This is a genomic window from Shewanella sp. SG41-3 (genome assembly GCF_014164545.1).
Taxonomy (GTDB): Bacteria; Pseudomonadota; Gammaproteobacteria; order Enterobacterales; family Shewanellaceae; genus Shewanella; species Shewanella vesiculosa.
On the sequence record NZ_JACJFJ010000001.1, the window covers coordinates 677,124 to 692,219 of the forward strand.

The following is a 15,096-nucleotide window of genomic DNA, read 5'->3' on the forward strand; positions in this document are numbered from 1 at the left end:
CGCGATTCTAACTTATCTTAACTGCCGCTTAAAGTGCAGTGTTCAAAACAGGTGACATCATGTTAGAATCTGCATTAACATTTACCGTTATAAATTAGTGTAAAAGAGAACAATCGATGTTGAAGATTTACAATAGTATTAGCCGTGATAAACAAGAATTTAAACCAATAAATCCAGGTAAAATCGGAATGTACGTCTGTGGCGTGACCATTTACGATTTATGTCATATTGGTCACGGGCGTACCTTTGTTTCGTTTGACATGATAGTACGTTATTTACGTTACATAGGTTATGAGGTGAACTTTCAGCGCAATATTACTGACGTTGATGATAAAATTATCAAACGTGCTGCTGAAAATAATGAGTCATGTGAGTCACTTACTGAGCGTTTAATTGGCGAAATGCATCAAGATTTTGATGCGCTGAACATGAAACGACCTGATTTTGAGCCGCGAGCTACGTTACATATTGAAGAAATTATCGATATGGTTCAGCGTTTGCTTGATCGCGACCATGCTTATGTTGCCAGTAATGGTGATGTATTATTTAGTGTTGCGTCGTTCCCTCAATATGGCCAGCTTTCTGGGCAAAACCTTGACCAACTTCAAGCTGGTGCTCGGGTTGAGATTGATAATGCTAAACGCAATCCTATGGATTTTGTGCTATGGAAAATGTCTAAATCCGGTGAGCCTACATGGGCATCACCTTGGGGTCCTGGTCGCCCAGGTTGGCATATTGAATGTTCTGCCATGAACAGTAAGCATCTAGGTTTACATTTTGATATTCATGGTGGCGGATCTGATTTACAGTTTCCACATCATGAAAATGAAATTGCGCAGTCTTGCTGTGCCCATGACACGCCTTATGTAAATTACTGGATGCACACCGGAATGGTGATGGTTGACCGTGAAAAGATGTCTAAATCATTAGACAACTTTTTTACCATTCGTGACGTGCTTAAGCATTATGACGCTGAAACTGTACGTTATTTCTTATTGTCAGGTCATTACCGTAGCCAGTTAAATTATTCTGAAGATAATTTAAAGCAAGCACGTGCAGCATTAGAGCGTTTATACACAGCCATTAAAGATTTAGATTTGACTGTCGACGCCGCGCCTGCTGAAGCGTTTGTTGCCAAATTCAAATCTGCTATGGATGATGATTTTAATACGCCTGAAGCCTATTCGGTTTTATTTGATATGGTACGTGAAATTAATCGTCTTAAAATAACCGATATGGCAGCTGCATCGGCATTAGGTGTCAGCTTGAAGCAATTAGCCGATGTACTTGGTCTTATCAGCCAAACGCCTGAGGCTTTCTTTAAGGGTGAGGGCAGTGACGATGAAGTGGCAGAAGTTGAAGCACTAATTGTTGAGCGTAACCGTGCCCGAACTGAAAAAGATTGGCCTGCAGCCGATATCGCGCGTGATCGCTTAAATGAGTTAGGCGTTGTGTTAGAAGACGGCCCTAGCGGAACGACATGGCGTAAAAAGTAATTTAGTTTGCCCATAAAACAAAAAAGCCTGCAATAGCAGGCTTTTTTATTATTCATCCGCAGCCAGCTGGACTAGCTATGATACTGCTCGCAAGCATAAAGAGTATTCTCTAATAAGCTCGCAATGGTCATTGGACCAACGCCGCCAGGAACCGGAGTTATAAATGCGGCTTTTTCGGCGGCAATATTAAATTCCACATCACCGACTAAACTGCCGTTTTCCAAGCGATTAATACCGACATCAATCACAATAGCGCCAGGTTTTATCCACTCACCAGGAATGAAACCAGGCTTACCCACAGCAACAACCAATAAATCGGCTTGACGCACTTTTTGCTCTAAGTTTTTGGTAAAACGATGACAGGTGGTTGTAGTACAACCAGCTAATAAGAGTTCCAGTGTCATTGGACGGCCGACAATGTTCGACGCTCCGACAACAGTAGCATCCAAACCGTAAGTATCAATACCGGTAGACTTGATTAACGTCATAATCCCCATCGGCGTACAAGAGCGCAGAACCGGGATACGTTGAGCTAAACGGCCAACATTGTATGGATGAAAACCATCAACATCTTTATCTGGACGAATATGCTCAATGACTTTTGAATCATCAATATGATCAGGTAAAGGAAGTTGTACTAAGATCCCGTCAATATTGGGATTAGCATTACACTCATCGATTAACGCTAATAGTTCAGCTTGGGTTGTACTTGTGTCCAGGTCAAAAGATTGAGATTCAAAACCGACTTCTTCACAAGCTCTGCGTTTACTGCCGACATAGACTTGAGATGCGGCATCACTGCCCACTAAAATAACCGCAAGACCTGGCGCGCGGAATCCAGCTTGTCTTCGAAGTGCTACTTTTTGTTTTAGTGTGGTGCGGATAGATTGTGCAATGGCTTTACCGTCAATAAGTTGAGCAGTCATGGCTGTAGAGTTTCCTTTGAGTGACGCAGGTGTTGAAGTCGATGGTCGAACGGCGGTTATTCTAGCAGGCGCAATGAAGAGTGTCATTTGCTAGACGATGAAAATACAGTGAATAAACTATTCGCGCTATGATGCTAATCATGGTTTTTGCTGCTAAATTCGTCATATAGCATCCAGAGTTAAAAAAATCGTTGACGATATCAAGGTGACTAGTTAAGATGCGCTCCGTTCTCGAGACAACAAGGTTACTGTATAGCAGTAATAAACATTTCGAAAACAAAGTAAGATTTCGGTGATTAGCGCAGCCCGGTAGCGCATCTCGTTTGGGACGAGAGGGTCAGAGGTTCGAATCCTCTATCACCGACCAAATTAAATGTTATTTGCTATAGTAGCGAGTAATAGAACAAGTAAACTTGTTCAGCCAGACAGGAAACAGCTTATTGCTGTAACTATGCGCCCGTAGCTCAGTTGGATAGAGCACCCGCCTTCTAAGCGGGTGGTCGCAGGTTCGAATCCTGCCGGGCGTACCATTTCAATGGTGATTGTAGCTCAGTTGGTAGAGTCCCGGATTGTGATTCCGGTTGTCGTGGGTTCGAGCCCCATCAGTCACCCCATTTTTTTCTGTTCAAATCAACGTGTATTTTGAGACACTCATTGTGTTGCTGATAAATGTATTTGTTTACCATAGTTGATTTACTGCAATCCATATCCAATCTGATAAAAACTCATTTCGCGCATTAAACGTGCAAACACATCAAAATTGACCATCAGTTAGCTCTTTTATCACGTAAATCGACCTTTTCAGGCTCGACTCTGTTAAAAACGGTAGCTATAATGTCGCGTCTTGATAAATATCAAAAATAAGCTACCTATACCAACAGCGTCTTCAGCATCGATATTATCGCTGTGCTGGGTATCAGAGCTAAACCCGTAGTCAAGAAACGAATACCTAATGGTTGAGTTGTCGACCATTCAAAGAACGTTAGACATATTTCGAGGTAAAAAAATGCAAGTTTCTGTTGAAACAACTCAAGGCCTAGAGCGTCGCCTAACTATTTCTGTACCTGCTGAGCAAATCGAGAAATTGGTTAAAGACAATGTATTGCGTGAAGCTAAGCGTGCTCGTCTTCCAGGTTTCCGCCCAGGTAAAGTGCCTATCGGCGAAATCAACAAGCGTTATGGTAAAGCCATTCGTCAAGACATCACTGGTGAAGTGATGCAACGCAACTTTATAGAAGCTATTGTAGCTGAGAAGTTAAACCCAGCAGGCGCACCAGTATTTACTCCTGGTTCAACTGAAGGTGATTCTTTCGAATTCGTTGCAACATTTGAAATCTACCCAGAAGTTGTTTTAACGGGTTTAGATAGCATTGCAGTTGAACAGCCTAAAGCTGAAGTTAATGATGCAGACGTTGATGTAATGATTGAAACGTTACGTAAGCAACATGCTACTTTTGCTGCTGTTGAACGTGAAGCTACAGCTGACGACAAAGTTAAAATGAACTTCATTGGTTCTATTGATGGTGAAGAATTTGAAGGCGGAAAAGCTGATGATTTTGAACTTCAATTAGGCAGCAATCGTATGATCCCTGGTTTTGAAACCGGTATCATTGGTCATAAAACGGGTGATGAATTCGAAATCGAAGTGACTTTCCCTGAAGATTACCATGCTGAAAACTTAAAAGGTAAGGCGGCTAAGTTCGTTATTACGTTAACTGAAGTTCAAGCAGCTAACTTACCTGAAGTGAATGATGAGTTTGCTTCTTTGTTTGGTATTGCTGAAGGTGGCTTAGACGCACTTAAAGCTGAAATCCGTAAAAACATGACTCGTGAACTAGAGCAAGCGCTGAAAGCGAATGTGAAAGAGCAAGTTATTACTGGTTTATTAGCTGCAAATGACATCTCTATCCCTAAAGCACTTGTTGAAGGTGAAGTGAATGTGCTTCGTCAACAAGCAATGCAGCGTTTTGGTGGCCAAACTGAAAATATGCCTGAACTTCCGGCTGAACTTTTCACTGAGCAAGCAGAGCGTCGTGTTAAAATCGGTTTGCTACTAGGCGAAGTGATTAAGACTAACGAGCTAAAAGCTGAAGATGATCGTGTTAACGCATTGATCGAATCTATGGCTTCAGCGTATGAAGATCCATCTGAAGTTGTTTCATACTACAACTCAAATAAAGAACTCATGCAAAACATGCGCAACGTAGCGCTTGAAGAGCAAGCTGTTGAAGCATTGTTAAAATCAGCAAAAGTAACCGTTAAAGACGTTGCTTTTGAAGAATTTATGAACAAGGCTACTGGACGAGCGTAAGCTAAGCTTGACTTAACAAGTGGTTCGCCATTTATAATGGCTCGTATGAGGTTCCTCATGCGGGCCATTTTTATTTTTAGGGAAATGAATAATGCATAAAGCACCAGAATCAGTACTCAATGCTCTTGTACCTATGGTTGTTGAACAAACAGCTAAAGGTGAACGTTCTTATGATATTTACTCTCGTCTATTAAAAGAGCGAGTCATCTTCTTAGTTGGCCAAGTAGAAGAACACATGGCTAACCTTATTGTTGCTCAGTTATTATTCCTAGAGTCAGAAAGCCCAGATAAAGATATTTATTTGTACATTAACTCACCTGGCGGTTCAGTTACAGCGGGTATGGCGATCTACGACACCATGCAGTTTATTAAGCCTAATGTCAGTACAGTGTGTATGGGGCAAGCTGCTAGTATGGGTGCATTCTTACTCGCCGGCGGCGCTAAAGGTAAACGTCATTGCTTACCTAACTCTCGTGTGATGATCCATCAGCCATTAGGTGGCTTCCAAGGTCAAGCATCAGATATCGCCATTCATGCTCAGGAAATCCTAGGCATCAAGAATAAATTAAACCAAATGTTGGCTGATCATACTGGCCAACCGTTGGCAATCATTGAACGCGATACTGACCGTGATAACTTCATGAGTGCTACTCAAGCTGTTGATTATGGTATTGTCGATTCATTACTAACAAGTCGCGGCTAAAACCGATAGCTGATTTTCTCTAATCTTTCAGGTATTCTGTACTGAAAGACGTTAAGTCATCTATGTGGTTATGATAAGTATCTACAAGCAGCGCTTAGGGTTAACCTAAGTTGGAAACAGAGGTAGAATAATGGGCGATAACAAAAATAACGGTGACAGCGGCAAATTGCTGTACTGCTCTTTTTGCGGAAAAAGTCAGCATGAAGTCAGAAAACTGATTGCTGGCCCATCAGTTTATGTATGTGATGAGTGTGTTGATTTATGTAATGACATCATCCGTGAAGAAATCAAAGAGATTTCACCTAAGCGTGATGAAGACAAGTTGCCGACACCGCATGAGCTACGCAAACATCTTGATGACTATGTAATCGGTCAGGATCAAGCTAAAAAAGTGCTATCTGTTGCGGTATACAATCATTACAAGCGTTTACGTAATGGCGCAATAAAAGACGGTGTTGAGCTTGGTAAAAGTAATATCTTGCTATTAGGTCCAACTGGTAGTGGTAAAACATTATTAGCTGAAACACTGGCACGCTCACTCAATGTTCCTTTTGCTATGGCAGATGCAACCACGCTAACCGAAGCAGGTTATGTGGGCGAAGATGTTGAAAACATCATTCAAAAGTTACTGCAAAAGTGTGATTACGACGTTGAAAAAGCTGAACGCGGTATCGTCTATATCGATGAAATTGATAAAATCAGTCGCAAATCTGACAATCCTTCAATTACTCGCGATGTGTCGGGTGAAGGTGTTCAGCAGGCGCTACTGAAGCTAATTGAAGGCACGGTAGCTTCTGTTCCTCCACAAGGCGGACGTAAGCACCCACAGCAAGAATTTTTGCAAGTGGATACCTCTAAAATTCTGTTTATCTGTGGTGGTGCGTTCGCTGGACTTGAAAAAGTCATTGAACAACGAGCTCACACAGGAACCGGGATTGGCTTTGGTGCAGAAGTAAAAGGCGAGGCGGATAAAGCCACCATTTCACAAATACTAAGCCAAGTAGAGCCTGGTGATTTAGTGAAATTTGGTTTGATCCCTGAGTTCATTGGTCGTTTACCTGTTGTTGCTACGCTAACTGAGTTAGACGAAGCTGCACTGGTACAAATTCTATCTGAGCCTAAAAATGCGTTAACCAAGCAATATAGCGCATTATTTGAGATGGAAAATGTCGAACTTGAGTTCCGTGATGATGCATTACAAGCGATTGCTCAAAAAGCGATGTCACGTAAAACGGGTGCACGTGGATTACGTTCAATTGTAGAAAGCATTTTGCTTGATACCATGTACGATATTCCATCGACTCAGGGAGTGATTAAAGCGGTTGTTGATGAATCCGTTGTTAAAGGTGAATCAGCTCCAATTTTGATTTACGAAAATACAGAGACTCTGGCCGCTTCAGGCGAGCAATAATTGTACTGATAACTAGTAAGTTGAAAAATAAGGAGTCCATTGGACTCCTTTTTTCGTATTGACCATTGAAACTGATAACATCACCCCAATATAATCAGTATTAAGTCTATTTCATTAAACGGAATCGAGCCATGACTAAAGAGCGTGAAGCGCATATCAAACTCCCCGTATTACCACTGCGAGATGTGGTGGTTTACCCGCATATGGTAATTCCGCTATTCGTAGGACGGGAAAAATCAATTCGTTGCCTGGAATCGGCAATGGAACAAGACAAGCAAATTTTATTAGTTGCTCAGCGAGATGCAGATCTTGACGAACCGACCAAAGACGACATTTTTGATATTGGTACCGTAGCCTCTATTTTACAGCTTCTTAAACTTCCTGACGGCACGGTAAAAGTATTAGTTGAAGGTGGCCAACGTGCCAAAATCAAGAAATACACTCAAGAAGAAGAGTTTTTTGCTGCAACGGCTGAATACCTAGAGTCTGAGCAGTTAAGTGATAAAGAAGAAGAAGTCTTAGTACGCAGTGCTATTGGCCAATTCGAAGGCTACATCAAGCTAAATAAAAAGATCCCACCTGAAGTATTAACCTCATTATCGGGTATTGATGAAGCGGCTCGCTTAGCTGATACCATGGCTGCACATATGCCATTGAAGCTTGAAGATAAGCAATCTGTGCTTGAGATGATCAATGTCGGTGAGCGTCTTGAATATCTGATGGCGATGATGGAATCAGAAATTGACTTGCTGCAAGTTGAAAAACGCATCCGTACCCGCGTTAAAAAGCAGATGGAAAAAAGTCAGCGAGAATACTATTTGAATGAGCAAATGAAAGCCATTCAAAAAGAATTAGGCGATATTGACGAAAGCCACGACGAATTTGAAGTATTGGCGCGTAAGATTGAAGACGCTGGTATGCCAACCGACGCGAAAGAAAAAGCCATTGCTGAATTAAACAAGCTTAAAATGATGTCGCCTATGTCTGCTGAAGCCACGGTTGTGCGCAGCTATGTTGACTGGATGACAGCTGTGCCTTGGAAACAACGCTCAAAAATTAAGCGTGACTTAGCCAAAGCACAAGAAGTACTTGATACCGATCACCACGGACTTGAAAAAGTTAAAGAACGTATTCTTGAGTATTTAGCGGTTCAAAGTCGTGTTAAACAGCTTAAAGGACCTATCTTGTGTTTAGTTGGACCACCGGGTGTAGGTAAAACCTCACTGGGGCAGTCAATTGCTAAAGCCACTGGACGTAAATATGTCCGTGTTGCACTAGGTGGCGTGCGTGATGAAGCAGAAATTCGTGGTCATCGCCGTACGTACATAGGTTCAATGCCAGGTAAAGTCATTCAAAAAATGGCCAAAGTGGGCGTTAAAAACCCATTGTTCTTGCTCGATGAAATCGACAAAATGAGTTCAGACATGCGTGGCGATCCATCGTCAGCCTTGTTAGAAGTACTTGATCCAGAGCAGAACGCAACGTTTAACGATCATTATCTTGAAGTTGATTACGACTTATCTGATGTAATGTTTGTGGCTACTTCAAACTCTATGGATATACCGGGTCCTTTACTTGACCGTATGGAAGTGATTCGCTTATCGGGTTATACCGAAGATGAAAAGCTTAATATCGCGAAGAAGCATTTACTGACCAAGCAAATTGAACGTAATGGCCTTAAAGAAAAAGAAATCATTGTCGATGACAGTGCTATTTTAGGGATTATTCGTTATTACACTCGTGAAGCGGGTGTGCGTTCATTAGAGCGTGAATTATCAAAAATTTGTCGTAAAGTAGTTAAGCATATTCTGCTTGATAAAACAGTCAAAGTAGTCGAAGTTAACCAGGATAATTTAAAGTCATTCCTTGGCGTACAACGTTTTGATTTTGGTAAAGCTGAATCGAATAACCAAATAGGCCAAGTGACCGGACTTGCATGGACTCAAGTAGGTGGTGATTTATTAACCATCGAAGCAACATCTGTAGCAGGTAAAGGTAAATTAACCTATACCGGTTCACTCGGTGATGTCATGAAAGAGTCTATTCAAGCTGCGATGACAGTCGTTCGTGCCCGCGCGGAAAATTTGGGTATTAATAACGACTTTTATGAAAAACGTGATATTCATGTCCATGTACCTGAAGGGGCAACACCAAAAGATGGCCCTTCAGCAGGCGCGGCTATGTGTACTGCGTTAGTGTCGAGCTTAACAGGCAATCCAGTGCGTAGTGATGTTGCCATGACAGGTGAAATAACCCTTCGCGGTGAAGTTCTGCCAATTGGTGGTTTAAAAGAAAAGTTATTGGCTGCACATCGTGGCGGAATCAAGCACGTATTGATCCCTCAAGAAAACGAACGCGATTTGGAAGAAATTCCAGCGAATGTGATTGCAGATTTAACCATTCATCCAGTACGTTGGATTGATGAAGTCCTAAAATTGGCGCTTGAGCGACCAGTTGAAGGCTTCGAAGTGGTCAAAAAATAGCTTGTTAGTCAAAAAATTGCTATAGAGCATAAAAAAAATCAAAAAAGGGGCTTAACAAAACGCTGACCTGTGGTAGCCTAGGTTGGTGGAGAGTCAGACGCACCAAGCCCTTGGGGCATCTGACGTTGAGCTGTATCCAATTTCATTTTTTGGTTTTCGTACTAAGTTTGATGTGTTATCAAGCTTATAAAATAAAGCCTCCGCAGACCGCTCTAAACATAGATTTGGTTGCGGCGCGACAATAACATTCAAGGGGATGACATGAACAAATCTGAACTAATCGAGAAAATCGCATCTGGTGCTGATATTTCTAAAGCTGCTGCTGGCCGCGCACTGGATTCTTTTATCGCTGCTGTAACGGAAGGTCTTAAAGATGGCGATAAGATTTCTCTAGTTGGTTTTGGTACATTTGAAGTACGTCAACGTGCTGAACGTACTGGCCGTAACCCACAAACGGGTAATGAAATTAAAATTGCTGCTGCGAACATTCCTGCGTTCAAAGCTGGCAAAGCGCTAAAAGACGCGGTTAACTCATAGTTAATAACGTTGCCTTTGTAAGGCATTCGTAATACAAGCACTGCTTAGGCGGTGCTTTTTACGAAAAGCAATATTGTTATGTTCTGCATAATCAATATTGGGAGTATTGGGTCATACCCGTGGTAGCGTCTGATAACTCCATATAATTTACAATAAGGCGCATCCACAAGGTGATGCGCCTTTTTATTTTATTAATCGCAACAAGCGAGAATTCAGATGTTAGAAAAAATTCGTGAAGGATCACAGGGGATTGTTGCAAAAACAATTCTAGTACTTGTGATACTTTCTTTTGCTTTTGCCGGTGTGAGCAGTTATTTAGGCTCGAACACGGGTGTACCTGCTGCTGTTGTTAATGGTGACGAAATTAGTGCCAACGAGCTAGAGCAGGCTTTTCAAAATGAACGCTCTCGTATAGAGCAACAGCTTGGTGAAATGTTTACAGCATTAGCCGCTGACGAAAGTTATATGAATGGCATTAAACAAAACGTACTGGATCGTTTAATTGCTGACAAACTCATTGATCAAGCAGCCAATAAACTCGGCTTGCGTGTATCTGATGAGCAAATTAAAAAAGCTATTATTGAAGAGCCTGCATTTCAAACTGACGGTAAATTTGATAATGAGCGCTATCTAGCGGTATTGCGTCAGTTAGGCTATCAAACCACAAGTTTTAGAAACATGATGCGCGTCGATATGACCCGTCGTCAGTTATTAAATGCACTCGTGGGCAGTGAGTTTGTGTTAGACGGTGAAGCTAAGCAACTTGCTGAAGTCCAAGGTCAAACTCGTGATATCCGTTATCTCGTTGTTGATTCAACGCCTTTCTTATCAACTGTTTCTGTGTCTGATGAAGAAGCGCAAAGCTATTATGATGCTAACGTGTCGCAATACATGAGCCCTGAAAAAGTTAGCCTAGTGTATGTTGAATTAAATGCTGCTGACATGGCTAAAAACAGTGACGTCTCTGACGAAGAAGTGAAAACTTACTACGACGAGAACAAAGCACAATATCAAACAGCCGAAAAACGTCTTGCTGCGCATATTTTTGTTGCCGCAACAGATGATGACAGTTCCGACAAAGCTAAAGCTGATGCAATTGAAGCTAAGTTAACCGCGGGTGAAGATTTTGCCGAAGTGGCTAAAACGGATTCTGATGATAACCTTAGCGCACAAGAAGGCGGTAAGTTAGATTGGTTTGAACAAGGTGTGATGGATCCTGCATTTGATGAAGCGCTTTTTGGATTACAAAAAGGTCAAGTTTCATCTATTGTGAAAAGTGAGTTCGGTTATCACATCATCAAGCTATTAGATGTTCAAGCAAGTCAAGCTACTGCTTTTGAAGATGTTAAAGCGAAAATTGTTGCTCAACTTCAAGAAAAGAAAGCACTTGATGTGTTTTATAGCTTACAAACCAAATTAGCTGATACCAGTTACGAAATCCCGGATACTTTAGCCGAAACAGCCCAAGCTGTTAACGCCAAAGTGCAATCAACGGCGTTATTTTCTCGTGATGATGTACCCGCTGAGTTCAATAACCCTGAGTTCATCAAAGCAGCATTTTCTGACCAAGTATTAGCGAGCGGTTTGAATAGTGATGTCATTGAGCTTGCGCCAAACCATGTTGTGGTTGTGCGCATGAAAAAACATCAGACTGCTGGCATCATGAGTTTTGCTGATGTTAAATCGGGTATTGTTGAACGTTTGAAGCAAGATAAAGCCAATGATGGTGCTCGTGATAAAGCTGCTGAGTATATGGCACAGTTAAAAGCGGGTAATGATACCTTAACGGGCGCATCATTAACCACGTTAGCTAAGTTAGGTCGTTTTAATCAGGATATCGATCAAGCTATCACCAATAAAGCCTTTAAGATTGCTGCACCTGCTGAGAATAGTGTCACTATTGATACCGCAGCGTTAGCAACTGGTTATGCGGTGATTGTAGTTGATAAGGTCAATGAAGCCGAAGGCATTAATGACAATCTGATTAAGTCGCTTAAACAGCGTATTGCACCTCAATACAGCGAAGCTGATTACCGTGCTGTAGTTGCCTCACTTAAGGCAGATGCTCAAATTGAGTATCCTGTAGCAGACTAATTACGTTTTTGTAGTCAATGAAATATTAAAGACCTAGGCTCACGTCTAGGTCTTTTTGTTTATAAGGGGATATCAACCATGAGCAAGGTAACTAGAGAACAAACGAGTAAATTGTTTGCCTTATCGCACTATAATGATGATTCATTCGAGTTCCTTAAAGGAGTGGATTTACAGTTCAAGAACATTACGTTTGAGCGCTGTTACTTCATGCAATGTGATTTTAACCAGAGCGATTTCTATCATTGCCAATTTATCGATTGTACTTTTAGTCAGTGTAACTTGAGTGTGTTGTCTGTGATTGGTACTGAGTTTGATGCAGTTATTTTTCGCGACTGTAAAGCTATAGGTATTGATTGGACTAAAGCCCATTGGCCACAATTTATGACCCAAACTACGATTCAGTTTGAACGATGTTTGCTCGACGGCAGTAATTTTTACTCACTTAATTTACCCGAGCTTACACTTGCTGATTGTCGTGCCCATGATGTCGACTTTAGAGAGGCTAATTTAACTAAAGCCGATTTGCGTTTAACCGATCTTAATCTAAGTCAATTTAGTCATACTAATTTAACTGGCGCCAATTTTACTGATGCGTCGAATTATCAAATTGATATTACGGCTAATACCGTTAAGCAAGCCATATTTAGTCGATTTGAGGCACTGAGTTTGCTAGAGGGGTTGGATATTCAATTAGTCGACTAGTTTACATCGTCACCTTTTTAACCCCAAAATGCGCTGATTAGACGCGCAGAAACCACAGGTTAATTTACATTTTTTTCGTTATGATAAATATTAGGCTGCAATAATTTACTTCAAAAGGAGAGGGCATGAGCCACAGACTAGATCAAGCATTTGAGCGGGCACTTGCCTATTTAGATCAACACTTAAATGAGCCTGTTGACCTCAACATGTTGGCCAATATTGCCCAGCTTCCCCAAAGCCACTTTGAAGCGTTATTTTATGCGCTGTACCACATATCAATTGAAGCTTATGTCGAACTGCTTAAAAGCTTAGAGGCTGCCCATTTATTAGGTTTTGGTAAGCAGGTACCTTTTGCCAGTATAGCGGCAAAACTGGCTTATCGTAACCAACAACACTTTATCGAATCGTTCACTCGCAGTATTGGTCAAAGCCCTGAATCGTTCCAACAAGCACCTGATTGGGGCAATTTTTTTGCTAAGCAACAACCGCTACAATCGTTTCAAACAGAAGTTAATCAGCAAGATGAGCAATCTTATTCAGTTGAGATTGTTTCGTTTGCTGCGCAAACATTAGCTGTGATGGAACATCATGGTGATCCCTCGTTATTACCTCAAACCATTGCGCGATTTATTGAATGGCGTCGCCAGCATGGCTTATCTCCTATGGGCAGTAAAACCTTTAATCTGTTTTATTCAACCTCTGAGTTAGCTGCTAAAGCGCAATATCGAATTGATATTGGTGTCTCGTTAGATAACGAGACACTGACAAGCTTAGAGACAGTGGCGTTAGAATCGAGTCAGATTAAACTTAAATCGATCCCACAGGGACGATGTGCCATGATCCGTTTAAGTGGCCAGCAAGCGGTCAATGATAGTGGCTTAGGGGTTGCAATAGACTACCTGTATCGCAATTGGCTTAATTTGAACGATGTCAGCTTAAGGAATTTTCCATTGTTTGTGCAGCGAGATGTGATTGCTGACAAGATGATCGAAGATCAACAAGCCAAATCGTTAGCGGGTTCACCGCAACTGCTTATCTTTTTACCCATAGTTTAAGTTTGTGTTGCAGCGAATATATCCAACATGCAGCGTGAGTGACACAATGCTAACATGTGTTAATTCTCAGCGTGATCGCTGAAGATTAAGACAATAAAAAAGCCATAATGCACGGCATTATGGCTTTTTTGTTCACACTAGCTAAGAGCGATATTATTTATAATTCAATTACATCAAAGCTAACATTAGGATCGACTTCTGCATCATAATCGATACCATCAATACCAAAACCGAACAGTTTTAAAAACTCTTCTTTGTATTCATTGTAGTCTGTTAATTCGCTCAAGTTCTCAGTAGTCACTTGTGGCCATAAATCACGACAATGCTGCTGGATTTCTTCACGAAGTTCCCAGTCATCAAGGCGTAAACGGTTTTCACTATCCACTGCGGGTGCTTGGCCATCAACACGATACAGACGCTCACTAAACAAACGCTGTATTTGCTCAATACAGCCCTCATGTAAGCCTTCTTGACGCATCTTTTTAAACACCATAGCAATATAAAGCGGCATGACTGGAATGGCTGAGCTTGCTTGTGTCACGACACTTTTTAGCACTGCAACGTTAGCAGAGCCGCCAGTAGCAGATAATTTGCTGTCAAGGGCGTGGGCTGCACGGTCTAAATCCATTTTGGCTTTACCTAAGGCGCCATGCCAATAAATAGGCCAAGTTAATTCAGTACCAATGTAGCTATATGCAACTGTCTTGCAGTTGTCAGCTAATACGCCAGCGTCGCTTAGCGCACTCATCCATAATTCCCAATCTTGGCCGCCCATTACCGTGACGGTATCAGTAATTTCTTGCTCAGTTGCAGGCTCTACAGAAGTGTCAATAATGGTGTTTTTGTTGGTATCAACAGCCGTGGCAGTATAAGTTTGGCCAATGGGTTTCAGTGATGAACGGATAACTTCACCTGTGTCTGGCATTTTACGAACCGGTGAGGCTAACGAGTACACCACCATGTCGATTTGACCTAAATCTTGCTTGATCAATTCAATGACTTTTTGTTTCGCTTCATGGCTGAATGCATCGCAGTTGATACTTTTTGAATATAAGCCTTCTGCTTTAGCAAACTTATCAAATGCCGCTGTGTTGTACCAACCTGCTGTACCAGGTTTAGTTTCAGAGCTGGGTTTTTCGAAAAACACGCCGATGGTTGCAGCGTCGCTTCCGAATGCTGACGTGATACGAGACGCAAGGCCATAGCCACTTGAAGAGCCGACAACCAATACTTTTTTAGGGCCATTAGCAATTTTGCCTTTGGCTTTAATGAGTTCGATTTGTTCTTTAACGTTAGCTTCACAACCAACAGGATGAGTTGTGGTACAAATAAAGCCACGAATTTTAGGTTTAATAATCATATTTAAGCTTCTTCCTTT

At 41.6% G+C, this 15,096-nt stretch carries 11 protein-coding genes and 3 tRNA genes; 12 read left to right on the plus strand and 2 right to left on the minus strand.

Features of this window, described 5'->3' with window-relative positions; all coding sequences use genetic code 11:
• Positions 1–116: 116 nt before the first annotated feature.
• Entirely contained in the window at positions 117–1,496 is a 1,380-nt protein-coding gene (cysS, locus tag H5164_RS02930; RefSeq protein WP_182754672.1) for a cysteine--tRNA ligase, read from the plus strand.
• Positions 1,497–1,567: 71 nt separating this feature from the next.
• On the opposite strand, the gene folD is transcribed toward cysS, so the two are convergent.
• A complete protein-coding gene (folD, locus tag H5164_RS02935) occupies positions 1,568–2,422 on the minus strand; it encodes a bifunctional methylenetetrahydrofolate dehydrogenase/methenyltetrahydrofolate cyclohydrolase FolD (RefSeq protein WP_182697030.1) in 855 nt (284 codons plus the stop codon).
• A gap of 290 nt (positions 2,423–2,712) precedes the next feature.
• On the opposite strand from folD, the gene H5164_RS02940 reads away from it, so the two are divergent.
• From H5164_RS02940 to H5164_RS02990, 11 genes are all read left to right on the plus strand, one after another.
• Positions 2,713–2,789: transfer RNA gene (locus H5164_RS02940), tRNA-Pro, on the plus strand.
• Positions 2,790–2,875: 86 nt separating this feature from the next.
• A tRNA-Arg gene (locus H5164_RS02945) sits at positions 2,876–2,952 on the plus strand.
• 8 nt (positions 2,953–2,960) lie between these two features.
• Positions 2,961–3,036: transfer RNA gene (locus H5164_RS02950), tRNA-His, on the plus strand.
• A gap of 392 nt (positions 3,037–3,428) precedes the next feature.
• Positions 3,429–4,733, plus strand: coding sequence for a trigger factor (gene tig, locus H5164_RS02955; RefSeq protein ID WP_124016531.1), 1,305 nt, complete (start codon positions 3,429–3,431; stop codon positions 4,731–4,733).
• A 91-nt stretch (positions 4,734–4,824) separates the two neighbouring features.
• Positions 4,825–5,436, plus strand: a complete 612-nt coding sequence (gene clpP, locus H5164_RS02960) for an ATP-dependent Clp endopeptidase proteolytic subunit ClpP (protein ID WP_182754674.1) — start codon at positions 4,825–4,827, stop codon at positions 5,434–5,436.
• 130 nt (positions 5,437–5,566) lie between these two features.
• Positions 5,567–6,847, plus strand: a complete 1,281-nt coding sequence (gene clpX, locus H5164_RS02965; RefSeq protein WP_124016406.1) for an ATP-dependent protease ATP-binding subunit ClpX — start codon at positions 5,567–5,569, stop codon at positions 6,845–6,847.
• A gap of 131 nt (positions 6,848–6,978) precedes the next feature.
• The gene (gene lon / locus H5164_RS02970; protein ID WP_182754676.1) at positions 6,979–9,330 is read left to right on the plus strand and encodes an endopeptidase La; all 2,352 of its coding nucleotides are present in this window, start codon (positions 6,979–6,981) and stop codon (positions 9,328–9,330) included.
• A 261-nt stretch (positions 9,331–9,591) separates the two neighbouring features.
• Positions 9,592–9,867 carry an HU family DNA-binding protein gene (locus H5164_RS02975; RefSeq protein WP_124016408.1) on the plus strand — a complete coding sequence of 92 codons (276 nt, stop codon included), beginning with the start codon at positions 9,592–9,594 and terminating at the stop codon, positions 9,865–9,867.
• A 216-nt stretch (positions 9,868–10,083) separates the two neighbouring features.
• Positions 10,084–11,961: a SurA N-terminal domain-containing protein gene (locus H5164_RS02980; protein WP_182754678.1), complete on the plus strand. Its 1,878-nt coding sequence runs from the start codon at positions 10,084–10,086 to the stop codon at positions 11,959–11,961.
• A gap of 78 nt (positions 11,962–12,039) precedes the next feature.
• Positions 12,040–12,663 carry a pentapeptide repeat-containing protein gene (locus H5164_RS02985; RefSeq protein ID WP_182754680.1) on the plus strand — a complete coding sequence of 208 codons (624 nt, stop codon included), beginning with the start codon at positions 12,040–12,042 and terminating at the stop codon, positions 12,661–12,663.
• 125 nt (positions 12,664–12,788) lie between these two features.
• Complete coding sequence (locus H5164_RS02990) at positions 12,789–13,718, plus strand: GyrI-like domain-containing protein (RefSeq protein ID WP_182754682.1); 930 nt, start codon at positions 12,789–12,791, stop codon at positions 13,716–13,718.
• 157 nt (positions 13,719–13,875) lie between these two features.
• Here H5164_RS02990 and fabV read toward each other — a convergent pair whose 3' ends face one another.
• The gene (gene fabV / locus H5164_RS02995) at positions 13,876–15,078 is read right to left on the minus strand and encodes an enoyl-ACP reductase FabV (RefSeq protein WP_182697026.1); all 1,203 of its coding nucleotides are present in this window, start codon (positions 15,076–15,078) and stop codon (positions 13,876–13,878) included.
• Positions 15,079–15,096 lie beyond the last annotated feature (18 nt).

Bases quoted from the DNA above. Each gene is read 5' to 3' on its own strand.
- H5164_RS02985 (WP_182754680.1), top strand. From the start codon at position 12,040: ATGAGCAAGGTAACTAGAGAACAAACGAGTAAATTGTTTGCCTTATCG.
- clpP (WP_182754674.1), top strand. From the start codon at position 4,825: ATGCATAAAGCACCAGAATCAGTACTCAATGCTCTTGTACCTATGGTT.
- clpX (WP_124016406.1), top strand. From the start codon at position 5,567: ATGGGCGATAACAAAAATAACGGTGACAGCGGCAAATTGCTGTACTGC.
- H5164_RS02980 (WP_182754678.1), top strand. From the start codon at position 10,084: ATGTTAGAAAAAATTCGTGAAGGATCACAGGGGATTGTTGCAAAAACA.
- folD (WP_182697030.1), bottom strand. From the start codon at position 2,422: ATGACTGCTCAACTTATTGACGGTAAAGCCATTGCACAATCTATCCGC.
- H5164_RS02990 (WP_182754682.1), top strand. From the start codon at position 12,789: ATGAGCCACAGACTAGATCAAGCATTTGAGCGGGCACTTGCCTATTTA.
- fabV (WP_182697026.1), bottom strand. From the start codon at position 15,078: ATGATTATTAAACCTAAAATTCGTGGCTTTATTTGTACCACAACTCAT.
- cysS (WP_182754672.1), top strand. From the start codon at position 117: ATGTTGAAGATTTACAATAGTATTAGCCGTGATAAACAAGAATTTAAA.
- tig (WP_124016531.1), top strand. From the start codon at position 3,429: ATGCAAGTTTCTGTTGAAACAACTCAAGGCCTAGAGCGTCGCCTAACT.
- H5164_RS02975 (WP_124016408.1), top strand. From the start codon at position 9,592: ATGAACAAATCTGAACTAATCGAGAAAATCGCATCTGGTGCTGATATT.
- lon (WP_182754676.1), top strand. From the start codon at position 6,979: ATGACTAAAGAGCGTGAAGCGCATATCAAACTCCCCGTATTACCACTG.